Origin of the sequence: Streptomyces sp. NPDC047974, assembly GCF_040653375.1 — a bacterium.
In the GTDB taxonomy this organism is placed as follows: Bacteria; Actinomycetota; Actinomycetes; order Streptomycetales; family Streptomycetaceae; genus Streptomyces.
Window position 1 is genome coordinate 94,529 of record NZ_JBEZNU010000012.1, and the last position, 24,216, is coordinate 118,744.

The following is a 24,216-nucleotide window of genomic DNA, read 5'->3' on the forward strand; positions in this document are numbered from 1 at the left end:
AGACTTCCCTACGACCTCTTCGCCGACCTTTCGGGAGATTCGCCGTGACCGAGAAGCCCCTCTCCGAGCACAGCGCAGACGTGATCGTCGTCGGGGCGGGCCCGGCCGGCTCCACCACCGCGTACTACCTGGCGAAGGCCGGGCTCGACGTGCTGCTCCTGGAGAAGACGGCGTTCCCGCGCGAGAAGGTCTGCGGTGACGGCCTGACCCCGCGCGCCACCAAGCAGCTCGTCGCCATGGGCATCGACATCTCCGAAGAGGCCGGCTGGCTGCGGAACAAGGGCCTGCGGATCATCGGCGGCGGCGTCCGGCTCCAGCTCGACTGGCCCGACCTCGCCTCGTACCCGGACTACGGACTGGTCCGCAAGCGCGACGACTTCGACGAGATGCTGGCGCGGCAGGCGCAGAAGGCCGGCGCGCGGCTCTACGAGCGCTGCAACGTCGGCGCGCCGGTCGTCGACGAGCGCACGGGCCGCATCACCGGCGTCCACGCCAAGCTGGGCGAGGAGAAGACCGAGGTCACCTTCCACGCCCCGCTGGTCGTCGCCGCCGACGGCAACTCGACGCGCCTCTCCCTCGCGATGGGCCTGCACCGCCGCGAGGACCGCCCGATGGGCGTCGCCGTCCGCACGTACTTCACGACCCCGCGGCACGACGACGACTACCTGGAGTCGTGGCTGGAGCTGTGGGACAAGCGCGGCGCCGAGGACCGTCTCCTCCCGGGCTACGGCTGGATCTTCGGCATGGGCGACGGCACCTCCAACGTCGGCCTCGGCATCCTCAACTCCTCCTCCGCCTTCCGTGAGCTGGACTGGCGCGAGGTGCTGAAGGCCTGGTGCGCCTCGATGCCGGAGGACTGGGGCTTCACCCCGGAGAACATGACGACGCCGATCCGCGGCGCGGCCCTCCCGATGGCCTTCAACCGCCAGCCGCACTACACGAAGGGCCTGCTGCTCGTCGGCGACGCGGGCGGTCTCGTGAACCCCTTCAACGGCGAGGGCATCGCCTACGCCATGGAGTCCGGGCAGATCGCCGCCGACGTCATCGTCCAGGCGCACGCCCGCGCGACCCCCGCCCAGCGCGAACTGGCCCTGCACAACTACCCGAAGATCCTGAAGGACACCTACGGCGGCTACTACACCCTGGGCCGCGCCTTCGTGAAGCTCATCGGCAACCCGAAGGTCATGAAGATCGCGACCCAGCGCGGCCTCACCCACCCGGTCCTGATGAAGTTCACGCTCAAGATGCTGGCGAACCTCACGGACCCGACGGGCGGGGACGCGATGGACCGCATCATCAACGGCCTGTCGAAGGTCGCCCCGAAGGCCTGACGCCCCCCCCGAACGCCGAAGGGCCGTCGCTCCCCCGAGGAGTGACGGCCCTTTCGTACGGCTCCGATCGCGGGGATCAGAGGATGCGGACGGCGCCCGACGGCGGGTCCCAGTCCAGGGAGCGCTCGACGACGCCCGTGGACGGGTTCTGCGCGCCGACGTACTTGCCGCCGCCGACGTAGATGGCGACGTGGTACGAGCCGCTGCGGCTGCCCCAGTAGAGGATGTCGCCCGGCTGGAGGTTGCTCAGGGAGACGGACGTGCCCATGCTCGACTGGGAGTACGAGATGCGGGGCAGGTCGATGCCGGCCTGGCGGTAGGCGGCCTGGACGAGGCCGGAGCAGTCCCAGGAGTTGGGGCCCGTGCCGCCGGAGACGTACGCGTCGCCGACCTGCGCCTTGGCGAAGGCGACGATGGCGGCGGCGGAGCCGGAGGCGACCTGGGTCGACTCGGAGGCGGACGACGACGAGGAGTCCGAGTCCGAGGAGGAGTCCGAGGAGGCCGACGCCGAGGTGGCGGTCAGCTGGGTGCGGGCGGCGTCGCGGGAGGCGCGCTCCCGGGCCTCGGCGCGGGCCTCGGCGGCGGCGCGCTCGGCCTCGGCCTTCGCCTCGGCCTCCTTGCGGGCCTTCTCGGCGCGCTCGGCCTCGGCCTTGCGGTCGGCCTCGGCCTTGGCCTTCTTGGCGTCCTTGGCGGCCTTCTCCAGGGCGGCGGCCTCCTGGGCCTCCAGGCTCTGGTCGAGGGCCTCCTGCTCGGAGGCCTCGGCGGAGGCGGCCACGGCGCTGGAGAGGTCGGTGCCGAGCGATCCCAGCGTGGGCATCTCGATGGTCTCGGTCACCGGCTCGGCATTCGCCGGTCCGGCAGCACCGGCCACCGCGATGGTGCTGAGGACGCCACCGGCAACTCCGGCGCGGAGCGCGAGCTTCGAGGCGCTGCGGCGGGGCTTCCGGTGGCTGGGTATGTGAGCGGTCTGGGACATGGGTACAACCGCTATCAGGGCTTCACGGTTCCCTTCAAGAAACGTGGGTTGCGCCACAGTTACGACCGGAACCTTTCAATCCGGTTCCCCGTCGCCCTTATTGACGCCGTAACGGGCAATTCGGGCACGGCTCATTGTGCCCTTGATCATGGGTTTTCAATGAGATGCCCGAATTGCCCTTCGCTTACCACCTCTTCATGCCGATGGCCAAGCCCTGTTCTTTTCGGGCTCGAATGGCGTGACGCAGGTCACATCTCCGTCTCGTGAACGCGTGCACACGGAGTCGAGGCGTCCACTTCGATCCCGCCGGCCCCTCGGACGGGCGACGCGGATGCCTATATCACCCGGACGCGTCCACTGCCAATTTGCCTGTAGGGCCCACGGCTTGATAGAGCGCCACCCCCTCCGACCAGCGATTTCCGGTCCGAATGTCACACCTGGTGATCACCTGGGCGCTTCACGCGACAAGATCACCGCTCGTACGACTTCATGATCCTTCGTCAGGTGGTAGAGATCACAAATCCGTTGGCGACTCCCGTGTCGCAGATCACAGAGGGGCGGGCTTAAGATACGCGGACGTCGGGCTTGTGAACTGCCTCACATGGGGGCGATCTTTCGAAGGACCCGACGGTGCGGTCCAACGGTCAAGGACGACTGGAAGGAGCGAGGAGCGTGAATGCGTACGCGCCCATCCTCGTGCTCGGTGCCCTGGGTGCGGGGTTTGCGATCTTCTCCGTGGTCATGGCCACGCTAATCGGGCCAAAGCGGTACAACAGGGCAAAACTTGAGGCGTACGAGTGCGGCATCGAGCCGACACCCACGCCCGCCGGAGGCGGCCGCTTCCCCATCAAGTACTACCTGACGGCGATGCTCTTCATCGTCTTCGACATCGAGATCGTCTTCCTCTACCCCTGGGCCGTCACCTTCGACGCCCTGGGGCTTTTCGGGCTCGTGGAGATGCTGCTCTTCGTGCTCACCGTCTTCGTCGCCTACGCCTACGTGTGGCGGCGCGGCGGCCTGGAATGGGACTGAGGGGCTGAGGAGCACCCATGGGACTCGAAGAGAAACTGCCCAGCGGTTTTCTGCTGACCACCGTCGAGCAGGCCGCGGGCTGGGTCCGGAAGTCATCCGTCTTCCCCGCGACCTTCGGCCTCGCCTGCTGCGCCATCGAGATGATGACGACCGGCGCCGGCCGCTACGACCTCGCCCGCTTCGGCATGGAGGTCTTCCGCGGCTCCCCGCGCCAGGCCGACCTCATGATCGTCGCCGGCCGGGTCAGCCAGAAGATGGCGCCCGTCCTGAGGCAGGTCTACGACCAGATGCCCAACCCCAAATGGGTCATCTCCATGGGCGTCTGCGCCTCCTCGGGCGGCATGTTCAACAACTACGCCATCGTGCAGGGCGTCGACCACATCGTGCCGGTCGACATCTACCTGCCCGGCTGCCCGCCGCGCCCCGAGATGCTGATGGACGCGATCCTCAAGCTCCACCAGAAGATCCAGACGTCCAAGCTCGGCGTGAACGCCGAGGAGGCGGCCCGCGAGGCGGAGGAGGCGGCGCTCAAGGCGCTGCCGACCATCGAGATGAAGGGTCTGCTCCGTTGAGCGACGAAACCCCGAACCCCGAGAAGGAGCTGTCCGAGCAGAACCTGCCCGGACAGCGCGGTGAGCACGGGGAGGAGGTACGGCTCCAGCGCGGCATGTTCGGCGCGAACAACGGCGGCGACACCTCCGGCTACGGCGGCCTCGTCCGCTCCATCCGCCTCCCCGGCCCCGCCGCCCGCCCCTACGGCGGCTGGTTCGACGAGGTCGCCGACGAACTCGAAGGCGCCCTGGAGGAGCAGGGGCTCGTCCCCGGGAACGCCATCGAGAAGACGGTCGTCGACCGCGGCGAGCTCACCTTCCACATCGAGCGCGAGCACCTCGTCCGCGTGGCCCGCACCCTGCGCGACGACCCGGCGCTCCGCTTCGAGCTCTGTACCGGCGTCTCCGGCGTCCACTACCCGGGCGACAAGGGCCGCGAGCTGCACGCCGTCTACCACCTGCGCTCGCTCACCCACGGGCGGCTGATCCGCCTGGAGGTCTCGGCCCCCGACGACGACCCGCGGATCCCGTCCCTCGTCTCCGTCTACCCGACGAACGACTGGCACGAGCGCGAGACGTACGACTTCTTCGGGATCGTCTTCGACGGCCACCCCGCCCTCACCCGGATCATGATGCCGGACGACTGGCAGGGCCACCCGCAGCGCAAGGACTACCCGCTCGGCGGCATCGCCGTCGAGTACAAGGGCGCCCAGATCCCGGCTCCGGACCAGCGGAGGTCGTACTCGTGAACACCGCATCAAGCCCCCGCGAGACCACCGAAGGCACCGTCTACACGGTCACCGGCGGCGACTGGGACGAGGTCGTCCAGTCCGCGGCGAAGGCCGACGACGAGCGGATCGTCGTCAACATGGGCCCGCAGCACCCCTCCACCCACGGCGTGCTGCGGCTCATCCTGGAGATCGACGGCGAGACCGTCACCGAGGCCCGCTGCGGCATCGGCTACCTCCACACCGGCATCGAGAAGAACCTCGAATACCGGACCTGGACGCAGGGCACCACCTTCGTCACGCGCATGGACTACCTCACCTCGTTCTACAACGAGACGGCGTACTGCCTCGGCGTGGAGAAGCTGCTCGGCATCACCGACGACATCCCCGACCGGGCCAGCGTCATCCGGGTCCTCCTCATGGAGCTCAACCGGCTCTCCTCGCACCTGGTGTGCATCGCCACCGGCGGCATGGAGCTCGGCGCCACCACGATCATGATCTACGGCTTCCGGGACCGCGAGATGATCCTGGACCTGTACGAGCTGATCACCGGCCTGCGCATGAACCACGCCTACATCCGGCCCGGCGGCCTCGCCCAGGACCTCCCGCCCGGCGGCGTCGACGCCGTGCGCGAGTTCGTGAAGACCATGAAGAAGAACCTGCCGGAGTACGACAAGCTCGCCACCGGCAACCCCATCTTCAAGGCCCGCATGCAGGACGTCGGCTACCTCGACCTCACCGGCTGCATGGCCCTCGGCGCCACCGGACCGATCCTCCGGTCGGCGGGCCTCCCGCACGACCTGCGGAAGACCGACCCGTACTGCGGCTACGAGAACTACGACTTCGAGGTCCCCACCGCCGACAGCTGCGACTCCTACGGCCGCTTCCTCGTCCGCCTGGAGGAGATGCGCCAGTCGCTGCGGATCGTCGAGCAGTGCCTCGACCGGCTGGAGCCCGGCCCGGTCATGGTCGGCGACAAGAAGATCGCCTGGCCCGCGCAGCTCGCCCTCGGCCCCGACGGCCTCGGCAACTCCCTCGACCACATCAAGAAGATCATGGGCACCTCCATGGAGGCCCTGATCCACCACTTCAAGCTGGTCACCGAGGGCTTCCGGGTCCCGGCCGGCCAGGCGTACGCGGCCGTCGAGTCCCCCAAGGGCGAACTCGGCGTGCACGTGGTCTCCGACGGCGGCACCCGCCCCTTCCGCGTCCACTTCCGCGACCCGTCCTTCACCAACCTCCAGGCCATGGCCGCGATGTGCGAGGGCGGCCAGGTCGCCGACGTCATCGTCGCCGTCGCCTCCATCGACCCCGTGATGGGAGGCGTCGACCGATGACGGAGAACGTCAGCCTCGGGATGCCCCAGCTCCCCGCGGCCCCGTACCCGGCGGACGTCCACGCCCGTCTGACCGCGGACGCGAAGGCGATCATCGACCGCTACCCGGACTCCCGCTCCGCGCTCCTGCCGATGCTGCACCTCGTGCAGTCGGAGGAGGGCCACGTGACCCGTACCGGCATGTCCTTCTGCGCCGACACGCTCGGCCTGACCACCGCCGAGGTCACCGCCGTCGCCACCTTCTACACGATGTACCGCCGCAAGCCGTCCGGCGACTACCAGGTCGGCGTCTGCACCAACACCCTCTGCGCGGTCATGGGCGGCGACGCCATCTTCGAGGAGCTCAAGGAACACCTCGGCGTCGGCAACGACGAGACGACCGAGGACGGGAAGATCACGCTCGAACACATCGAGTGCAACGCGGCCTGCGACTTCGCGCCCGTCGTGATGGTCAACTGGGAGTTCTTCGACAACCAGACCCCCGAGTCGGCCAAGAAGATGGTCGACGACCTCCGCGCGGGCCGCACCGTCGAACCCACCCGCGGCGCCCCCCTGTGCACCTTCAAGGAGACCGCCCGCATCCTCGCCGGCTTCCCCGACGAGCGCCCCGGCGCCGTCGAGGCCACCGGCGGCGCGGGACCCGCCTCCCTCGTCGGCCTCCGGCTGGCCAGGGGCGAGACCCCGCAGCAGACCCGGATCGTCCACCCGCGCGGCGAAGCAGCCGGTCAGGAGGGAGAGTGATGACCTTGGCCGCCGAGATCAACTCCAGCAGCCCCGAGAAGCTGCTCGCCCCGGTCCTCTCCGCCTTCTGGGACCAGCCCGACTCCTGGACGCTGGAGACGTACGAACGCCACGAGGGCTACCAGGGCCTCCGGCGCGCGCTCGCCATGAGCCCCGACGACCTCATCGCCTACGTGAAGGACTCCGGGCTCCGCGGACGCGGCGGCGCCGGCTTCCCCACCGGCATGAAGTGGCAGTTCATCCCGCAGGGCGACGGCAAGCCGCACTACCTCGTCGTCAACGCCGACGAGTCCGAGCCGGGCACCTGCAAGGACATCCCCCTCCTCTTCGCCAACCCGCACTCCCTCATCGAGGGAATGATCATCGCCTGCCACGCGATCCGCTCCGAGCACGCGTTCATCTACCTGCGCGGCGAGGTCGTCCCCGTCCTGCGCCGCCTCCACGAGGCGGTCCGCGAGGCGTACGCCGCCGGCTACCTCGGCCGGAACATCCTCGGCAGCGGACTGAACCTCGAACTCACCGTGCACGCCGGCGCCGGCGCGTACATCTGCGGCGAGGAGACCGCCCTGCTCGACTCGCTCGAAGGCCGCCGCGGCCAGCCCCGGCTCCGGCCCCCCTTCCCCGCGGTCGCCGGCCTCTACGCCTGCCCCACCGTGGTGAACAACGTCGAGTCCATCGCCTCCGTTCCCGCGATCCTCCAGCGCGGCAAGGAATGGTTCACCTCGATGGGCAGCGAGAAGTCCCCCGGCTTCACGCTCTACTCGCTGAGCGGGCACGTCGCCTCGCCCGGCCAGTACGAGGCCCCCCTCGGCATCACCCTGCGCCAGCTCCTCGACATGAGCGGCGGCATGCGCCCCGGACACCGGCTCAAGTTCTGGACCCCCGGCGGCTCCTCCACCCCCATGTTCACCGACGAGCACCTCGACGTGCCGCTCGACTACGAGGGCGTCGGCGCCGCCGGCTCCATGCTCGGCACCAAGGCCCTGCAGTGCTTCGACGAGACCACCTGCGTCGTCCGGGCCGTCACCCGCTGGACCGAGTTCTACGCCCACGAGTCCTGCGGCAAGTGCACCCCCTGCCGCGAGGGCACCTACTGGCTCGTCCAGCTCCTGCGCGACATCGAGGCCGGCAAGGGCGTGATGTCCGACCTCGACAAGCTGGGCGACATCGCCGACAACATCAACGGCAAGTCGTTCTGCGCCCTCGGCGACGGCGCCGCCTCGCCGATCTTCTCCTCGCTGAAGTACTTCCGCGAGGAGTACGAGCAGCACATCACGGGCAAGGGCTGCCCCTTCGACCCGGCCAAGTCGACCGCCTGGGCGGACAACCACAAGGAGGTGACCGCATGACCGTCACCGCGTCCACCCCGGCGGGCGGCGGCTCCCCGGCCGTACCGCCGGAAGACCTCGTGACGCTGACCATCGACGGCGTCGAGATCTCCGTCCCCAAGGGGACCCTGGTCATCCGCGCCGCCGAGCAGCTCGGCATCGAGATCCCCCGCTTCTGCGACCACCCCCTCCTCGACCCCGCCGGCGCCTGCCGCCAGTGCATCGTCGAGGTCGAGGGCCAGCGCAAGCCGATGGCCTCCTGCACCATCACCTGCACCGACGGCATGGTCGTCAGGTCGCAGCTGACCTCGCCGGTCGCCGAGAAGGCCCAGCACGGCGTGATGGAGCTGCTGCTCATCAACCACCCGCTGGACTGCCCGGTCTGCGACAAGGGCGGCGAGTGCCCCCTGCAGAACCAGGCCATGTCCCACGGACAGTCCGACTCCCGCTTCGAGGGCGTCAAGCGGACCTACGAGAAGCCGGTCCCGATCTCCACCCAGGTGCTGCTCGACCGCGAGCGGTGCGTGCTCTGCGCCCGCTGCACCCGCTTCTCCAACCAGGTCGCCGGCGACCCGATGATCGAGCTGATCGAGCGCGGCGCCCTCCAGCAGGTCGGCACCGGAGAGGGCGACCCCTTCGAGTCGTACTTCTCCGGCAACACCATCCAGATCTGCCCGGTCGGCGCGCTCACCTCGGCGGCGTACCGCTTCCGCTCCCGCCCCTTCGACCTGGTCTCCTCGCCGTCGGTGTGCGAGCACTGCGCCGGCGGCTGCGCCACCCGCACCGACCACCGGCGCGGCAAGGTCATGCGCCGCCTCGCGCAGAACGAGCCCGAGGTCAACGAGGAGTGGATCTGCGACAAGGGCCGGTTCGGCTTCCGGTACGCGCAGCAGCGCGACCGGCTGACGACCCCCCTCGTGCGCAACGCCGTCGGCGTCCTCGAACCGGCGTCCTGGCCCGAGGCCCTGGAGGCCGCCGCCCGCGGGCTCGTCCGCGGCCGCACCGGCGTCCTCGCCGGCGGCCGGCTCACCGTCGAGGACGCCTACGCCTACGCCAAGTTCGCCCGCGTCGCCCTCGACACCAACGACGTCGACTTCCGTGCCCGGATCCACTCCGGCGAGGAGGCCGACTTCCTCGCCTCGTACGTCGCCGGACGGGGACGGGACCTGGACGGGTCGGGCGTCACGTACACCTCGCTCGAAGCCGCGCCGATGGTGCTGCTCGTCGGCCTGGAGTCCGAGGAGGAGGCCCCCGGCGTCTTCCTGCGGCTCCGCAAGGCCTGGCGCAAGCACGGGCAGAGGACCTACGCCGTCGCCACCCACGCCACCCGGGGCCTGGAGAAGGCCGGCGGCACCCTGCTGCCCGCCGCCCCCGGCACCGAGACCGAGTGGCTCGACGCCCTCACCTCCCGCGTCGGCCTCGACTCCGGCGGCTGGGCCGCCTCCGAGGCCCTCCGCGAGGAGGGCGCCGTCATCGCCGTCGGCGAACGGCTCGCCGGCGTGCCCGGCGCGCTCACCGCCGCCCTGCGGGCCTCCGCCGCCACCGGCGCGAAGCTCGTGTGGATCCCGCGCCGGGCCGGCGAGCGCGGCGCCATCGAGGCCGGGGCGCTGCCCGGCCTGCTGCCCGGCGGCCGGCCGGCGACCGACCCGCGCGCGCGTGAGGAGGTCGCCGCCGCCTGGGGCGTCCGCGAACTCCCGCACGGCTACGGCCGCGACACCGGCCAGATCGTCGAGGCGGCCGCCTCCGGCGAACTCGCCGCGCTCCTCGTCGGCGGCGTCGACGTCGACGACCTGCCCGACCCGGCACGCGCGCGCGAAGCACTCGACGCGGCCTTCGTCGTCTCCCTCGAACTGCGCCCCGGCGCCGTCACCGAGCGCGCCGACGTCGTCCTGCCGGTCGCCGCGGTCGCCGAGAAGTCCGGCACCTTCCTCAACTGGGAGGGCAGGGCGCGGATGTTCGAGGCCGCGCTCAAGCCGGAGCAGATGACCCGCCCGCTCGCCCCCGCCGACGCCCGCGTGCTCCACATGCTCGCCGACGCCATGGACGCCCACCTCGCCCTGCCCGACCTGAAGGCGGCCCGGCGCGAGCTGGACCGGCTCGGCAGCCGCGCCGGGGAGCGGGCCTCCGAGCCCACCGCCCACGCGGTCCCGGCCCCCCGGCCCGGCGACGGCGAGGCCGTCCTCGCCGGCCACCGGCTGCTCCTCGACCTCGGCCGCCTCCAGGAGGGCGACACCGCCCTGGCCGGCACCCGCCACGCGGCGGTCGCCCGGCTCTCCGCCGACACCGCCGCCGACACCGGCGTCAAGGACGGCGACCTCCTGGAGGTCAGCGGCCCCGCGGGCTCCGTCACCTTCCCCCTCCAGGTCACCGAGATGCCCGACCGCGTCGTCTGGCTCCCGCTGAACTCCACCGGCCACGGCGTCCTCGCCGACACCGGCGCCCACCCCGGCGACCTGGTCCGCATCGGCCCGGCCGCCCCTTCGGCTTCGACGGAGGTGCAGGCGTGAACACCCTCCTCGCCGCCGAGGACCTGTCCATGTTCGGGACGGACCCCTGGTGGCTCGTCGCGATCAAGGCCGTCTTCTGCTTCGCGTTCCTGATGGTGACCGTGCTCTTCTCCATCGTGTGGGAGCGCAAGGTCGTCGCCTGGATGCAGCTGCGCATCGGCCCCAACCGGCACGGCCCCTGGGGCCTCCTCCAGTCCCTCGCGGACGGCATCAAGCTGATGCTGAAGGAGGACGTGATCGTCAAGCGGGCCGACAAGGTCGTCTACGTCCTGGCCCCGATCGTCGCCGCCATCCCCGCCTTCATGGCGATCGCGGTGATCCCCTTCGGGCCGGCCGGCAACGAGGTGTCGATCTTCGGCCAGCGCACCACGATGCAGCTCACCGACCTGCCGATCGCGATGCTGTACATCCTCGCGGTCGCCTCCGTCGGCATCTACGGCATCGTCCTCGCCGGCTGGTCGTCGGGCTCGACGTACCCGCTCCTCGGCGGCCTCCGCTCCTGCGCGCAGATGATCTCGTACGAGATCGCCATGGGCGCCGCGTTCGCCTCCGTCTTCCTCTACTCCGGGTCCATGTCGACCTCGGCGATCGTCGAGGCCCAGCAGGACCGCTGGTTCGTCATCCTGCTGCCGGTGTCGTTCCTCATCTACATCGTGACGATGGTCGGCGAGACGAACCGCGCCCCCTTCGACATGCCGGAGTCCGAGGGCGACCTCGTCGGCGGCTTCAACACCGAGTACTCGTCCATCAAGTTCGCGATGTTCATGCTCGCCGAGTACGTGAACATGGTGACGGTCTCCGCCGTGTCGGTGACGCTCTTCCTGGGCGGCTGGCGGGCCCCTTACCCGGTCTCCACCTTCTGGGAGGGCGCCAACCACGGCTGGTGGCCCATGCTGTGGTTCGTCCTCAAGGTGCAGCTGCTGCTCTTCTTCTTCATCTGGCTCCGCGGCACCCTGCCCCGCGTCCGCTACGACCAGCTGATGAAGCTCGGCTGGAAGGTGCTCATCCCGGTCTCCGTGGTCTGGCTGATGCTGGTCGCCACCGTCCGGGCGCTGCGCAACGAGAACATCGCCTTCACGAACATCGTGCTGTACGTGGCCGGTGCCGTCCTCGTGGTGCTGCTGCTCTCCTTCGTCGCCGACCTCTTCCGCGACCGGAGGAAGGAGGAGACGGCGGGCGAGGCCGAGCGGGCCGCCTTCGACCCGATGGCCGGCGGGTTCCCCGTACCGCCCAAGCCCGGACAGTCCCTGCCGCCCGTGCCCCGGCGCAGGTCCCGACACCAGCGGGACCTCGTGGTCAGTGGTGGCCCCGATACCGCTACCGAAACCGACGAAAGGGGGACGGACCGTGTCTGACTTCCAGAATCCGGTGGCCGGCTTCGGCGTGACCTTCAAGGCCATGTTCAAGAAGCGGCTGACCGAGCAGTACCCCGAGCAGAAGAAGACGACGGCACCCCGCTTCCACGGCCGGCACCAGCTCAACCGCCACCCGGACGGCCTGGAGAAGTGCGTCGGCTGCGAGCTGTGCGCCTGGGCCTGCCCCGCCGACGCCATCTACGTGGAGGGCGCGGACAACACGGACGAGGAGCGCTACTCGCCGGGCGAGCGGTACGGCCGCGTCTACCAGATCAACTACGCCCGCTGCATCCTGTGCGGGCTGTGCATCGAGGCGTGCCCCACGCGCGCGCTGACGATGACCAACGAGTTCGAACTGGCCGACTCCTCCCGCGAGAACCTGATCTACACCAAGGAGCAGCTCCTCGCGGGCCTCGACGAGCAGATGGTCGACACCCCGCACGCGATCTTCCCCGGCATGACCGAGCAGGACTACTACCGGGGCCTGGTCACCGAGGCCGCGCCCGGGACCGAGCGCCAGGTCGCCGTCTCCAAGGGAGAGACGGCCGAGCCGGAGGGGGCGGACGCATGAGCGCGCTCGCGGCGTACGCCACCTCCACCGGCGAGGCGTTCCAGTTCTGGGTGCTCGGCACCGTCGCCGTCATCGGCGCGCTGTGCACCATCCTCATGAAGAAGGCCGTGCACAGCGCCCTGTGCCTGGCCGGCACGATGATCGTCCTCGCGGTCTTCTACCTGGCCAACGGCGCGTACTTCCTCGGCGTCGTGCAGATCGTCGTCTACACCGGCGCGATCATGATGCTCTTCCTCTTCGTCGTCATGCTGGTCGGCGTCACGGCCGCGGACTCGCTGAAGGAGACCATCAAGGGCCAGCGCTGGTGGGCCGCCGCCTGCGGCCTCGGCTTCGGCGTCCTGCTCTTCGCCGGGATCGGGAACGCGGCGCTGACCGAGTTCGCCGGCCTCGGCGCGGCCAACGCGGCGCACGGGGGGAACGTGGAGGGCCTCGCCGCCCTCATCTTCACCAAGTACGTCTTCGCCTTCGAGATCACCGGCGCCCTGCTGATCACCGCCTCCGTCGGCGCGATGCTCCTCACCCACCGGGAGCGCACCGAGCGGGCCAGGACCCAGCGCGAGCTGGCCGAGCAGCGCGTGCGCGACGGCAAGCACCTGCCGCCGCTGCCCGCCCCCGGCGTCTACGCCCGGCACAACGCCGTGGACATCGCGGGCCTGCTGCCCGACGGCACCCCGTCCGAGCTCACCGTCATCTCGACCCTGCGCAAGCGGGGCCAGGTGCGGGACGTGTCGACGGAGGCGCTCGCCGACCTCAAGGCCCTGGAGCAGCGCTCCGAGGAGCGGCTCGGACGCGACCGGGACGAAGAGGAGGCCAACCGGTGAATCCCGTCAACTACCTGTATCTCTCCGCCCTGTTGTTCACCATCGGTGCGGTCGGGGTGCTCATCCGGCGGAACGCGATCGTGGTCTTCATGTGCGTGGAGCTGATGCTCAACGCCTGCAACCTCGCGTTCGTCACCTTCTCCCGCATGCACGGCAACCTCGACGGCCAGATCATCGCCTTCTTCACGATGGTCGTGGCCGCCGCGGAGGTCGTCGTCGGGCTCGCGATCATCGTGTCCGTCTTCCGATCCCGCCATTCGGCCTCGGTCGACGACGCCAGCCTGATGAAGCTGTGAGGGGCTGAACCGTGGACAACCTGATTGCGCTGCTCATCGCGGCGCCCCTGCTCGGAGCGGCCGTCCTGCTGTGCGGCGGCCGCCGGCTCGACAAGACCGGGCACTGGCTCGGCACGCTCCTCGCGGCCGTCTCCTTCGTCATCGGCCTCGCGCTCTTCGCCGACATGCTCGGCAAGAGCGCCGAGGACCGGGCGATGCACCAGCACCTGTTCACCTGGATCCCCGTCGAGGGCTTCCAGGCGGACATCGCCTTCCAGCTCGACCAGCTGTCGATGACCTTCGTCCTGCTGATCACGGGCGTGGGCACGCTCATCCACGTGTACTCGATCGGGTACATGGAGCACGACGAGCGGCGCCGCCGCTTCTTCGGCTACCTGAACCTGTTCGTCGCGGCGATGCTGCTGCTCGTCCTGGCGGACAACTACCTGCTGCTGTACTTCGGCTGGGAGGGCGTCGGCCTCGCCTCGTACCTCCTCATCGGCTTCTGGCAGCACAAGCCCAGCGCGGCGACCGCCGCGAAGAAGGCCTTCCTGGTCAACAGGGTCGGCGACATGGGCCTGTCGATCGCGATCATGCTGATGTTCACCACCTTCGGCACCTTCGCCTTCGGCCCCGTGCTCGCCTCGACGGGGGAGACCTCCGAGGGCAAGCTGACCGCGATCGGCCTGATGCTGCTCCTCGCCGCATGCGGCAAGTCGGCCCAGGTGCCGCTGCAGTCCTGGCTCGGGGACGCGATGGAGGGCCCGACCCCGGTCTCGGCCCTCATCCACGCCGCCACCATGGTCACCGCCGGCGTGTACCTGATCGTCCGCTCCGCCGACATCTTCAACGCGGCGCCGGACGCGCAGCTCGTCGTCACCATCGTCGGCGCGGTCACGCTGCTCTTCGGTGCGATCGTCGGTTGCGCGAAGGACGACATCAAGAAGGCCCTCGCCGGATCCACGATGTCGCAGATCGGATACATGATCCTGGCGGCCGGTCTCGGCCCGATCGGATACGTCTTCGCGATCATGCACCTGGTGACCCACGGCTTCTTCAAGGCCGGGCTCTTCCTCGGCGCCGGTTCGGTCATGCACGGCATGAACGACGAGGTCGACATGCGGAAGTACGGCGGCCTGCGGACGTACATGCCGGTCACCTTCGTCACCTTCGGCCTCGGCTACCTCGCCATCATCGGCTTCCCGGGCCTGTCCGGCTTCTTCTCCAAGGACAAGATCATCGAGGCGGCCTTCGCCAAGGGCGGCACCGAGGGCTGGATCCTCGGCGCGGTCACCCTGCTCGGCGCCGCCATCACCGCGTACTACATGACGCGCGTGATGCTGATGACCTTCTTCGGCGAGAAGCGCTGGCAGAACGACGCCGACGGCAACCCGCCGCACCCGCACGAGTCCCCGAAGTCGATGACGATCCCGATGGTCCTGCTGGCCTTCGGCTCGGTCTTCGCGGGCGGCTTCTTCGGCATCGGCGACCGGTTCGTGAGCTGGCTGGAGCCCGTCACCTCCTTCGAGCACGGGCACCCGCCGATCAGCGCCGCGGCCGTCACCTCGGCCACCGTCGCCGTGATGGTGATCGGCGTCGGCCTGGCCTACCTCCAGTACGGGCGCCGCCCGGTGCCGGTGGTCGCGCCGCGCGGCTCGCTGCTCACCCGGGCCGCCCGCCGCGACCTGCTCCAGGACGACTTCAACCACGCCGTCTTCGTCACCGGCGGCACCCACCTGACCCGCTCGCTGGTATACGTCGACCACTCCCTCGTGGACGGCGTCGTCAACGGCACGGCGGCGGGCGTCGGCGGGCTCTCCGGCCGGCTGCGCAAGCTCCAGAACGGCTACGTCCGCTCCTACGCGGTCTCCATGTTCGGCGGTACGGCGGTCCTCATCGCCGCGACCCTGCTGATGAGGGCGGTGTAACTGCTATGTCCTTCCCGCTCCTGACGGCGACGGCAGCGGTGCCGGCGGTCGGTGCGATCCTCACCGCCGCCGTGCCCGCCGCCCGCCGCACCGCCGCCAAGTGGCTGGCGCTGCTCGTCTCGCTGGCCACCCTGGTGCTCGCCGGGATCGTCTTCGCCCGCTTCGAGCCGGGCGGCGACCGCTACCAGCTCACCGAATCCCACTCCTGGATCAGGGACTTCGGGGTGCGGTACGAGCTCGGCGTCGACGGCATCGGGGTGGCGCTGATCGCGCTCACCGCGCTGCTGATCCCCTTCGTCATCCTGGCCGGCTGGCACGACGCCGACCCGCTGGAGACGCAGTCGAAGCGCTGGCGCCCGACCCAGGGCTTCTTCGCCCTGATCCTCATGGTCGAGGCGATGGTGATCCTCTCCTTCGAGGCCACCGACGTCTTCCTCTTCTACATCCTCTTCGAAGCCATGCTCATCCCGATGTACTTCCTCATCGGCGGCTTCGGCGACCGCGCGCACAGCGGCACCGACGAGAACGCGGCGGCGCAGCGCTCGTACGCGGCGGTCAAGTTCCTGCTGTACAACCTGGTCGGCGGCCTGATCATGCTGGCCGCGGTCATCGGCCTGTACGTGGTCGCGGGGAACTTCTCGCTCACCGAGATCGCCGAGGCGCGGGCGAACGGCTCGCTGGAGATGGCGGGTTCGACGGAGAAGTGGCTCTTCCTCGGCTTCTTCTTCGCCTTCGCGGTGAAGGCGCCGCTGTGGCCGCTGCACACCTGGCTGCCGAACGCGATGGGGGAGGCGACCGCCCCGGTCGCCGTCCTCATCACCGCGGTCGTCGACAAGGTCGGCACCTTCGCGATGCTCCGCTTCTGCCTCGGTCTCTTCCCCGAGGCGTCGAAGTGGGCGACGCCCGCGATCGTCGTCCTCGCCCTGATCAGCATCGTGTACGGGGCGCTGGTCGCGGTCGGCCAGCGGGACATCAAGCGGCTCGTCGCCTACGCGTCGATCTCCCACTTCGGCTTCATCATCCTGGGCATCTTCGCGATGACCAGCCAGGGCCAGTCGGGCGCCACGCTCTACATGGTCAACCACGGCATCTCGACCGCCGCCCTGATGCTGGTCGCCGGCTTCCTGATCTCCCGGCGCGGCTCGCGGCTCATCGCCGACTACGGCGGTGTGCAGAAGGTCGCCCCGGTCCTCGCCGGCACCTTCCTGATCGGCGGCCTCGCGACGCTGTCGCTGCCCGGACTCGCGCCGTTCGTCAGCGAGTTCCTGGTCCTGGTCGGCACCTTCGCCCGCTATCCGGTGGCCGGGATCGTCGCCACCACCGGCATCGTCCTCGCCGCGCTGTACGTCCTCGTCCTCTACCAGCGGACGATGACGGGCCCGGTGAAGGAGGAGGTGCGGTCGATGCCCGACCTGCGGCCGCGCGAGCTCGCCGTCGTCGCCCCGCTGATCGCCCTCCTGCTCTTCCTCGGCGTCTTCCCGAAGCCGCTGACGGACGTCGTGAACCCGGCGGTCCGGCACACCATGTCGGACGTGCAGCGGACCGACCCCCAGCCCGAAGTTCCCGTCCAGAACGTGGAGGCGGCCAAGTGAACGCCCTCGCTGTCCACAGCCTGTGGACGACGGCCGCCGAGCCGCTGAACAAGATCCCGGCACCGAAGATCGAGTACACCCAGCTCGCTCCGGTCCTGATCGTGGTCGGCGCGGCCGTCCTCGGCGTCCTCGTCGAGGCCTTCGTGCCCCGCAAGGGCCGCTACCTCGGCCAGGTCTTCCTGTCGGTCCTGGCCCTCGCCGCCGCGTTCGCCGCGGTCGTCGGCCTCGCGGCCGGCGGCTACGGCACCACCAAGGCCGGCCTCGCGGCCATGGGCGCCATCGCCGTCGACGGCCCCGCCCTGTTCCTCCAGGGCACCATTCTCCTCGCCTCGATCGTCGCGATCCTCACCTTCGCCGAGCGCAGGCTCGACCCGGCCGACCACGGCCACAAGGTCGACTCCTTCGCCGCCGAGGCGGCCGCCGTGCCCGGCGGCGACCACGAGAAGGCCGCCGTCAAGGCGGGCTTCACCACCACCGAGGTCTTCCCGCTCGCGCTCTTCGCGATCGCCGGCATGCTGGTCTTCCCGGCCGCCAACGACCTCCTGACGCTCTTCATCGCCCTGGAGGTCTTCTCCCTCCCGCTGTACCTGCTCTGCGCCGTCGCCCGCCGCAAGCGGCTGATGTCGCAGGAGGCCGCCGTCAAGTACTTCCTGCTCGGCGCCTTCTCCTCGGCCTTCCTGCTCTTCGGGATCGCCCTGCTCTACGGCTACGCGGGCTCCGTCTCCTACGCCGCCATCGCCGACGTCGTCGACGGCGCGGTCGCCTCGGTGAACCCGGCGCTCGCCGACACCATGGGCAACGACGTCCTCCTCCTGATCGGCTTCGCCCTGCTCCTCATGGGCCTGCTGTTCAAGGTCGGCGCCGTCCCCTTCCACATGTGGACGCCGGACGTCTACCAGGGCGCCCCGACCCCGGTGACCGGCTTCATGGCCGCCGCCACCAAGGTCGCCGCCTTCGGCGCCCTGCTCCGCCTGCTCTACGTGGTGCTCCCCGGCCTCACCTGGGACTGGCGCCCGGTCATGTGGGGCGTCGCGATCGTCACGATGCTGGGCGGCGCGGTGGTCGCGATCACCCAGACCGACATCAAGCGCCTGCTCGCGTACTCGTCGATCGCCCACGCGGGCTTCCTGCTCGCGGGTGTCATCGCGGCCACGCCGAGCGGCATCTCGTCGGTGCTCTTCTACCTGGGCGCCTACTCCTTCGTGACGATCGGCGCGTTCGCCGTCGTCACGCTGGTGCGGGACGCGGGCGGCGAGGCCACCCACCTCTCCAAGTGGGCGGGCCTGGGACGCCGTTCGCCGCTCGTCGCGGCGGTCTTCGCGGTCTTCCTGCTCGCCTTCGCCGGCATCCCGCTGACCTCCGGCTTCTCCGGCAAGTTCGCGGTCTTCAAGGCGGCGGCGGAGGGCGGCGCGGGCGCGCTCGTGGTGGTCGGCGTCATCGCCTCCGCGGTGGCGGCCTTCTTCTACATCCGGGTGATCGTGCTGATGTTCTTCAGCGAGCCGAAGGCGGACGGCCCCACGGTCGCCGTGCCCTCGGCCCTGACCACCGTCACCATCACGGCGGGCGTGCTCGTCACCCTGGTCCTCGGCCTCGCGCCGCAGTACTTCCTGGACCTGGCGAGCCAGGCGAGCGTCTTCGTGCGCTGACCCTCACGGACAGGGCCCGGCTCGGGGGCGAGCCGGGCCCTTCCGCGTACCCGCTACTTCTCCGGGCAGGGACCGCAGTGCACCAGGGGGTTGTACGGGGTGAAGACCCCAGCCGGGTTCTTCTTGAAGATCCACGTGTGCAGCGAGTACACCTCTCCGAGCCCCGGGATCGGGTCGGGACCGTCGAAGTCCCGGTCGAAGGCGCGCGGCACCGGCTGCCCGGTGTCCGGCACGATCCACTCCAGGGCGACCAGCTCCCGCTTCCCGTTCCCGTGCTCCTCCGCGTAGATCACGGCCGCGGGCCGCGTCGGGTCGGTGGAGCCGATGTTGGCGGGGTTCACGTAGTGGTACCCCATCCCGCCGAGCTTCGCGTCGCTCGTGTCCTCGACGCACACGTCGGTGCGCTGGAACCCGTCGGCGATCGCCTTCTCCTCGGACCGGTACTTCTTCGTCGCCTCGTACGTCCTCGCCAGGTCCGGGTGCGGCCACCCGTGGTCACCGCCCGCCACCGGGGCGGCGGGCCCGGCCGAGACGGCCGGCGCGGCGGCCCCCAGGGCCAGCGCGACGGAAGCGGCGAGAGCGAAGGCGGCCCTGAGGGCCCGGGGGCGTGCGGACATCACGGATGTACTCCTCTGGACGGGGAAGGCGCCCGCCGGGCGCCGTTTCGGAGGTGCGGCCCCTCCCCGAGGCCCACCGCGAGGAGCATCGAACGCCCCCACCCCGCCCGCACCCGGGACTGACCCAGCGGAGTGGCTACGGGGGGTGACCTCCGGGCCTCCTGACAGGGTGCGGGCCGCGTGGGATGGTGGAGGGCCGAATGGTCTGTACCTGTTGGGGGGGATCTCCGTGCGTGGGACCACCGTCTTACCCGGGGTGCCGTGTGAAGCGCCCCGGGACGGGGAGCCGCCGGTGCACCGGCTGGAGGTGAGGCTGCCCGACCGGGTGCCGTTCGCGGCCGGGGGGTTCGACGCGATGGGCCCCATGTCGCGGGCGGACTATCCGCATCGGCACACGTTCTACGAGATCGTGCACGTCGTGGAGGGGACCGGGGTGCACGTCATCGACGCCGAGCGGTACGACCTGCGGCCGCCGCAGCTCGGGGTGATCCTTCCCGGGCAGGTGCACCGGTGGGAGGGGGTGCGGGGGCTGGAGGGGTCGCTCGTGCTGTTCACGCCGGAGTTCCTGGTGGGCGGCGCCGGGGACGAGGAGCTGCTGCGACGCCTCGGGGAGCGGCCCTGGGCGGACCTCGACGGGGCGGCGCACGAGCGGACCTCGCTGCTGATGGGGGAGCTCGCCGAGGAGTACCGGGGCGGGGACGACGGGTTCGCGGGCGTGCTGCGGTCGCTGCTGCACGTGCTGCTCGTGCGGGCCGCGCGGGTACCCGGGGCCGGGGTCCGGCCGGCCGTGCGGGGGGTCGCCGGGGAGTTCCTGCGGATCGCGGCCGACGCCGGGGGCGGCGGGCTGTCCGTGCGGGAGTGCGCGGGGCGGCTCGGGGTCACCCCGGGGCACCTGAACGAGGTCGTGCGGGCCGCCACCGGGCGGACCCCCGCCGCCCTGCTGCGGGAGGCGCGGGTGCGGGAGGCGCAGCGGCTGCTGCTCGCCACGGGGCTGTCCGTGCGGCAGGTGGGGGCCCGGGTGGGGTTCGAGGACCCCGCCTATTTCTGCCGGTTCTTCCGGCGGGAGGCGGGGGTCAGCCCGGGGGCCTTTCGAAAACACCACGAGCGCCCTGTTCCGTCCATCGAAGCGGGCTCCGAAGAAACCTAGGTTCGTGCCGACCCCAGACCCCACCTGAGGAGCCAGGCACATGGAGAGCGAGAGCAACACCGGTACCGGGCACGTCACGCGCAAGGCCGTGCTGCGGGCGGCGCTCGCGGCCGGGATGGCCGCACCGGCCGTGCTCATGGGCGTTCCGGCGCTCGCCCGGACGCTCGGCGGGAGCGAGAGCCTCGCGCTCACGCCCGAGTGCGACGACGGCGACGACCTGACCGTCCCGCAGATGGAGGGCCCCTACTTCAAGCCCAACTCGCCGCTGCGCACCAGCTTGCAGGACGGGCCGGGCACGCGGCTCGTCGTCAGCGGATACGTGTTCGGGAGGGCCTGCCGGCCGGTGTCCGGCGTGCTCCTCGACTTCTGGCAGGCCGATGCCAACGGGGCGTACGACAACACCGGGTTCAGGTTCCGCGGGCACCAGTTCACCGGTGCCGACGGGGCGTTCCGGCTCGACACCATCGTCCCGGGGCTCTACCCGGGCCGCACCCGGCACCTCCACGTGAAGGTGCAGGCGCCCGGGCGGCCGATCCTCACCACCCAGCTGTACTTCCCGAACGAGCCCCGCAACAACACCGACACGATCTTCGACCCGCGGCTGCTCATGACCGTGCGGGACGCGGGCGGGGGCCGCGAGGCCGCCTTCGACTTCGTCATCGACGTGCCGCAGGACCCGGGGCCGACTCCGACGGCCACGGCCACCACCGCCCCGCCCGGCGGCACCTGGACCGCCGGACGGTCGTACGCCGCCGGGGACCGGGTCACGTACGGCGGCGTGGGCTACGTCTGTCTCCAGGCCCACACCGCCATGGCCGGCTGGGAGCCGCCGAACGTGCCCGCCCTCTGGCGGGTCGGCTAGCTACGCCACCGCGGGGGCGATCCGGCCCCGGACCTCGCCCAGGCCCACCCGGGTGCCGTCCGGGCCGGGCGCCCACGCGGTCAGCACGACCTCGTCGCCGTCCTCCAGGAACGTCCGCTTGCCGCCGGCGAGCGCGAGGGCGTCACGGCCGTTCCAGGTGAGTTCGAGGAGCGAGCCGCGCTGGCCCACCTCGGGGCCGGAGACCGTACCGGAGCCGTAGAGGTCGCCGGTGCGCAGGGAGGCGCCGTTCACCGTCATGTGCGCGAGCTGCTGCGCGGCCGTCCAGTACATGGTGGAGAACGGCGGCTCGGACACCACCTCGCCGTTGATCTCGACGGTGATCCGCACGTCGTAGCCGCCGGGCTCCTCCTCCGCCGCGTCGTCCAGGTACGGCAGGAGGGGGAAGTCCCGGGCCGGCGGCGCGACACGGGCCGCGTCCAGGGCCTCCAGGGGCGTCACCCACGCCGAGAGCGAGGTCTGGAAGGACTTGCCGAGGAACGGGCCGAGCGGCACGTACTCCCACGCCTGCACGTCCCGCGCCGACCAGTCGTTCAGCAGCGACAGGCCGAAGACGTGGTCCCGGAAGGCGGCGAGCGGCACGGGCGTGCCGAGCTCCGACGGGGTGCCGACGAGGAAGCCGACCTCCGCCTCGATGTCCAGCTTCACCGACGGCCCGAAGACCGGGGCCGCGTCGGCGGGCGCCTTCCGCTGCCCGGAGGGGCGCGTGACGTCCGTGCCCGAGACGACGACCGTGCCCGCGCGGCCGTGGTAACCGATCGGCAGGTGCTTCCAGTTGGGCGTCAGCGGCTCGCCGTCCGGGCGGAAGATGTGGCCCACGTTGGTGGCGTGGTGCTCGCTCGCGTAGAAGTCCACGTAGTCCGCGACCTCGTACGGCAGGTGCAGCGTCACCGCGTCCAGCGGGTGGAGCAGCGGCTCGACGTCGGCGCGGTGGGCCGGGACCGTCACCCAGGCCGTCAGCGCGCGGCGCACGTCCCGCCAGGCGGTCCGCCCGGCGGCGAGCAGCGGGTTCAGGCTCGGCTGCGCGAGCAGGGAGGCGTACGGAGACCCCAGCGCGTGCGCCGCGGCCCCCGCGTCCAGCACGTACCCGCCGATCCGGACGCCGAGCCGGCGCCGTCCCGGCTCGTCGGCGGTGGAGAAGACGCCGTACGGGAGGTTGTGCGGGCCGAAGGGATCGCCCTCGGCCAGGTCGAGCGGGCTGTGCTCGGACATCGGTACGTGCCTCGCTTTCGCGTGATGGGTGAGGGACACGTTACGGGGCGCGGCGGCGGGCGCGGATGACATGGATCACAGAGAAAGTCACCGGGAAGAGGGCAACTGTCCGGGTGCGGACGGTTTGCGCCGCCGGAGGCGCGCGTACCGCCTCCGAGCTGGGGAAACGGCCCCTGACGGCGGGCACTTCAGGGACCTACGATCACGGTGGCGTCGCCCCCGCGTGACCGTTCCGCGGGCGCGCGCCCCCCTTTCTCTCTTCCCTGACCAGGAAAAGGTCCGCCCGTGAAGATTCGCCGCATGCTCGCGACCGCCGTCGCCGCCGCCGTCACGACGCCGGTCGTGCTCCTCTCCGCCGGCCCCGCTTTCGCGGAGACGCCGAAGCCGACCGCCCCGAAGGGTGCCACTGCCCAGCAGGACGAGGCCCCGGACGGCCCCGAGGAGGAAGATTTCGCCGAGTACGAGAGGCTCATCGAGGCCGTCGCGACGGCCGAGGCGAAGCTGGAGTCCCTCAAGGCCGAGCGCGAGGCGCTCGTCGACGACCTCAATGCCGGCAACCTCGACCCGGCCGTCAAGGCCGAGTACGAGGCCGCCAAGCTGGCGTACAGCGAGGCCAAGACCGCCCGCGAGGCCGCCGACACCGCTGTCACCGAGGCGCAGGCGGACCTCGACGCGGTCCTCGCGGACCCGAACGCCACGGCCGAGGCCAAGGCCGCGGCCGAGCAGGCCGTCACCGCTGCCAAGGAGACGGCCGCGTCCGCCCTCACCGCCGAGACGGACGCCAAGACGCGCTTCGACGCCGCCGGCACGGCCCGAGACGACGCGCGGGTGGCGCTCGCCCGGAAGATCAGCCTGCTGGACCCGAAGATCGAGGCCGCCGAGCAGGAGCTCGCCGACGCCGAGGCGGCCCTGGAGGCGTACGAGGGCGCGGACTGCGTCGAGGACCGCTCCGTCATCTCCACCCTCACGGGCCCCAAGAGCATCACCATCGGTTCCAGCGCCGACTTCTCCCTCACCGTCGAGAACACCTCCGACCGTGACCTCGACTCGGTGCGCTCCTACCTCTTCGCCGCGCACGTGCCGGAGTCCTGGGAGGACATCCTGGACGAGGAGAACCCCGACCTCGGCCGGTACTTCTCCATCGACTGGAAGTCCGCCGTCAACCCGAAGTGGACCGAGCTCGACTTCGAGGACGAGGCCATCGAGCTGGGCGCGATCGCCAAGGACGGCAAGGCCGACGTCACCCTGCGTCTGACCGTGGACGCGGACGCCCCCGCGGGCGAGGGCATCTCCTTCACCACCGCCGAGTACGACAACGGCGACGGCTCCTGCGGCATCAGCGAGCAGTACGCGAAGGTCTCCTTCGACATCGTCGAGCCGAAGGGGGAGCCGACCCAGCAGCCGACGGCGGAGCCGACGCAGCAGCCCACCGCCGCCCCGTCCCCGTCGACCTCCGCACCCGCCCCCGCACCGTCCTCGAACGGTGCCGCCCCGCAGGGCGGCCGGGGCGGCGAGCTCGCCGAGACCGGCTCGTCCGACGTCCTGCCGCAGCTCGGCATGGCGGCCGGTGCCGTCGTCGTGCTCGGCGCGGGCGCCGTGTTCGTGGCGCGCCGCCGGAAGGCCGACGCCTAGGAAACCCCGT

General features: G+C 70.8%; 21 protein-coding genes. 18 read left to right on the top strand and 3 right to left on the bottom strand.

All coding sequences use genetic code 11. The features are described from left to right. The first annotated feature begins 44 nt into the window (after positions 1-44). The gene (locus AB0E19_RS18845; RefSeq protein WP_362180953.1) at positions 45-1,331 is read left to right on the top strand and encodes a geranylgeranyl reductase family protein; all 1,287 of its coding nucleotides are present in this window, start codon (positions 45-47) and stop codon (positions 1,329-1,331) included. Positions 1,332-1,407: 76 nt separating this feature from the next. Here the strand turns inward: AB0E19_RS18845 and AB0E19_RS18850 are convergent, their stop codons facing one another. Beyond that, complete coding sequence (locus AB0E19_RS18850; RefSeq protein ID WP_362180956.1) at positions 1,408-2,307, bottom strand: C40 family peptidase; 900 nt, start codon at positions 2,305-2,307, stop codon at positions 1,408-1,410. 672 nt (positions 2,308-2,979) lie between these two features. Between AB0E19_RS18850 and AB0E19_RS18855 the strand changes: the two genes are divergently transcribed. From AB0E19_RS18855 to nuoN, 14 genes are read left to right on the top strand one after another with little or no spacing between them, the layout of a single operon-like run. Beyond that, positions 2,980-3,339, top strand: a complete 360-nt coding sequence (locus AB0E19_RS18855; RefSeq protein WP_030494815.1) for an NADH-quinone oxidoreductase subunit A — start codon at positions 2,980-2,982, stop codon at positions 3,337-3,339. Between the two features lie 17 nt (positions 3,340-3,356). Then, positions 3,357-3,911: an NADH-quinone oxidoreductase subunit B gene (locus tag AB0E19_RS18860; protein ID WP_010041554.1), complete on the top strand. Its 555-nt coding sequence runs from the start codon at positions 3,357-3,359 to the stop codon at positions 3,909-3,911. Then, positions 3,908-4,639 (top strand): NADH-quinone oxidoreductase subunit C, encoded by a 732-nt coding sequence (locus tag AB0E19_RS18865; protein WP_362180961.1) that lies wholly within the window; start codon positions 3,908-3,910, stop codon positions 4,637-4,639. Before AB0E19_RS18860 ends, AB0E19_RS18865 begins: the two co-directional genes overlap by 4 nt. Further along, a complete protein-coding gene (locus AB0E19_RS18870) occupies positions 4,636-5,955 on the top strand; it encodes an NADH-quinone oxidoreductase subunit D (protein WP_362180964.1) in 1,320 nt (439 codons plus the stop codon). The genes AB0E19_RS18865 and AB0E19_RS18870 overlap by 4 nt, the downstream gene beginning before the upstream one ends. Then, positions 5,952-6,695: an NADH-quinone oxidoreductase subunit NuoE gene (gene nuoE / locus AB0E19_RS18875; protein WP_362180967.1), complete on the top strand. Its 744-nt coding sequence runs from the start codon at positions 5,952-5,954 to the stop codon at positions 6,693-6,695. Before AB0E19_RS18870 ends, nuoE begins: the two co-directional genes overlap by 4 nt. Further along, positions 6,695-8,044, top strand: coding sequence for an NADH-quinone oxidoreductase subunit NuoF (gene nuoF / locus AB0E19_RS18880; RefSeq protein ID WP_362180970.1), 1,350 nt, complete (start codon positions 6,695-6,697; stop codon positions 8,042-8,044). Before nuoE ends, nuoF begins: the two co-directional genes overlap by 1 nt. Further along, a complete protein-coding gene (locus AB0E19_RS18885; RefSeq protein ID WP_362180973.1) occupies positions 8,041-10,530 on the top strand; it encodes an NADH-quinone oxidoreductase subunit G in 2,490 nt (829 codons plus the stop codon). Before nuoF ends, AB0E19_RS18885 begins: the two co-directional genes overlap by 4 nt. A 29-nt stretch (positions 10,531-10,559) precedes the next feature. Continuing rightward, complete coding sequence (gene nuoH / locus AB0E19_RS18890) at positions 10,560-11,885, top strand: NADH-quinone oxidoreductase subunit NuoH (RefSeq protein ID WP_362181269.1); 1,326 nt, start codon at positions 10,560-10,562, stop codon at positions 11,883-11,885. Continuing rightward, positions 11,878-12,456 carry an NADH-quinone oxidoreductase subunit NuoI gene (gene nuoI, locus AB0E19_RS18895; RefSeq protein ID WP_362180976.1) on the top strand — a complete coding sequence of 193 codons (579 nt, stop codon included), beginning with the start codon at positions 11,878-11,880 and terminating at the stop codon, positions 12,454-12,456. The genes nuoH and nuoI overlap by 8 nt, the downstream gene beginning before the upstream one ends. After that, entirely contained in the window at positions 12,453-13,277 is an 825-nt protein-coding gene (locus AB0E19_RS18900) for an NADH-quinone oxidoreductase subunit J (protein WP_362180979.1), read from the top strand. The genes nuoI and AB0E19_RS18900 overlap by 4 nt, the downstream gene beginning before the upstream one ends. After that, positions 13,274-13,573: an NADH-quinone oxidoreductase subunit NuoK gene (nuoK, locus tag AB0E19_RS18905; RefSeq protein ID WP_360601036.1), complete on the top strand. Its 300-nt coding sequence runs from the start codon at positions 13,274-13,276 to the stop codon at positions 13,571-13,573. The genes AB0E19_RS18900 and nuoK overlap by 4 nt, the downstream gene beginning before the upstream one ends. A gap of 11 nt (positions 13,574-13,584) precedes the next feature. Then, positions 13,585-15,480, top strand: a complete 1,896-nt coding sequence (gene nuoL / locus AB0E19_RS18910; RefSeq protein WP_362180983.1) for an NADH-quinone oxidoreductase subunit L — start codon at positions 13,585-13,587, stop codon at positions 15,478-15,480. Positions 15,481-15,485: 5 nt separating this feature from the next. Continuing rightward, entirely contained in the window at positions 15,486-17,072 is a 1,587-nt protein-coding gene (locus AB0E19_RS18915) for an NADH-quinone oxidoreductase subunit M (RefSeq protein WP_362180986.1), read from the top strand. Beyond that, the gene (nuoN, locus tag AB0E19_RS18920; protein ID WP_362180989.1) at positions 17,069-18,718 is read left to right on the top strand and encodes an NADH-quinone oxidoreductase subunit NuoN; all 1,650 of its coding nucleotides are present in this window, start codon (positions 17,069-17,071) and stop codon (positions 18,716-18,718) included. The genes AB0E19_RS18915 and nuoN overlap by 4 nt, the downstream gene beginning before the upstream one ends. A 53-nt stretch (positions 18,719-18,771) precedes the next feature. Here the strand turns inward: nuoN and AB0E19_RS18925 are convergent, their stop codons facing one another. Further along, complete coding sequence (locus AB0E19_RS18925) at positions 18,772-19,335, bottom strand: hypothetical protein (protein ID WP_362180992.1); 564 nt, start codon at positions 19,333-19,335, stop codon at positions 18,772-18,774. Between the two features lie 292 nt (positions 19,336-19,627). Here AB0E19_RS18925 and AB0E19_RS18930 point away from each other — a divergent pair, with 292 nt between their 5' ends. Beyond that, positions 19,628-20,482 (top strand): helix-turn-helix domain-containing protein, encoded by an 855-nt coding sequence (locus AB0E19_RS18930; RefSeq protein WP_362180995.1) that lies wholly within the window; start codon positions 19,628-19,630, stop codon positions 20,480-20,482. A 40-nt stretch (positions 20,483-20,522) separates the two neighbouring features. Further along, positions 20,523-21,344 carry a carbohydrate-binding protein gene (locus AB0E19_RS18935; protein ID WP_362180998.1) on the top strand — a complete coding sequence of 274 codons (822 nt, stop codon included), beginning with the start codon at positions 20,523-20,525 and terminating at the stop codon, positions 21,342-21,344. Here the strand turns inward: AB0E19_RS18935 and fahA are convergent, their stop codons facing one another. Continuing rightward, entirely contained in the window at positions 21,345-22,574 is a 1,230-nt protein-coding gene (gene fahA, locus AB0E19_RS18940) for a fumarylacetoacetase (protein WP_362181001.1), read from the bottom strand. It abuts the gene before it with no gap. Positions 22,575-22,859: 285 nt separating this feature from the next. Between fahA and AB0E19_RS18945 the strand changes: the two genes are divergently transcribed. Beyond that, a complete protein-coding gene (locus tag AB0E19_RS18945; RefSeq protein ID WP_362181004.1) occupies positions 22,860-24,206 on the top strand; it encodes a PT domain-containing protein in 1,347 nt (448 codons plus the stop codon). The last annotated feature ends 10 nt before the right edge of the window (positions 24,207-24,216 follow it).

Excerpts from the sequence above, each read along its gene's own strand:
- AB0E19_RS18935 (WP_362180998.1), top strand. The coding sequence starts at position 20,523 with ATGGAGAGCGAGAGCAACACCGGTACCGGGCACGTCACGCGCAAGGCC.
- AB0E19_RS18860 (WP_010041554.1), top strand. The coding sequence starts at position 3,357 with ATGGGACTCGAAGAGAAACTGCCCAGCGGTTTTCTGCTGACCACCGTC.
- fahA (WP_362181001.1), bottom strand. The coding sequence starts at position 22,574 with ATGTCCGAGCACAGCCCGCTCGACCTGGCCGAGGGCGATCCCTTCGGC.
- AB0E19_RS18925 (WP_362180992.1), bottom strand. The coding sequence starts at position 19,335 with ATGTCCGCACGCCCCCGGGCCCTCAGGGCCGCCTTCGCTCTCGCCGCT.
- AB0E19_RS18915 (WP_362180986.1), top strand. The coding sequence starts at position 15,486 with ATGTCCTTCCCGCTCCTGACGGCGACGGCAGCGGTGCCGGCGGTCGGT.
- AB0E19_RS18850 (WP_362180956.1), bottom strand. The coding sequence starts at position 2,307 with ATGTCCCAGACCGCTCACATACCCAGCCACCGGAAGCCCCGCCGCAGC.
- nuoE (WP_362180967.1), top strand. The coding sequence starts at position 5,952 with ATGACGGAGAACGTCAGCCTCGGGATGCCCCAGCTCCCCGCGGCCCCG.
- AB0E19_RS18900 (WP_362180979.1), top strand. The coding sequence starts at position 12,453 with ATGAGCGCGCTCGCGGCGTACGCCACCTCCACCGGCGAGGCGTTCCAG.
- nuoH (WP_362181269.1), top strand. The coding sequence starts at position 10,560 with ATGTTCGGGACGGACCCCTGGTGGCTCGTCGCGATCAAGGCCGTCTTC.
- nuoF (WP_362180970.1), top strand. The coding sequence starts at position 6,695 with ATGACCTTGGCCGCCGAGATCAACTCCAGCAGCCCCGAGAAGCTGCTC.
- AB0E19_RS18885 (WP_362180973.1), top strand. The coding sequence starts at position 8,041 with ATGACCGTCACCGCGTCCACCCCGGCGGGCGGCGGCTCCCCGGCCGTA.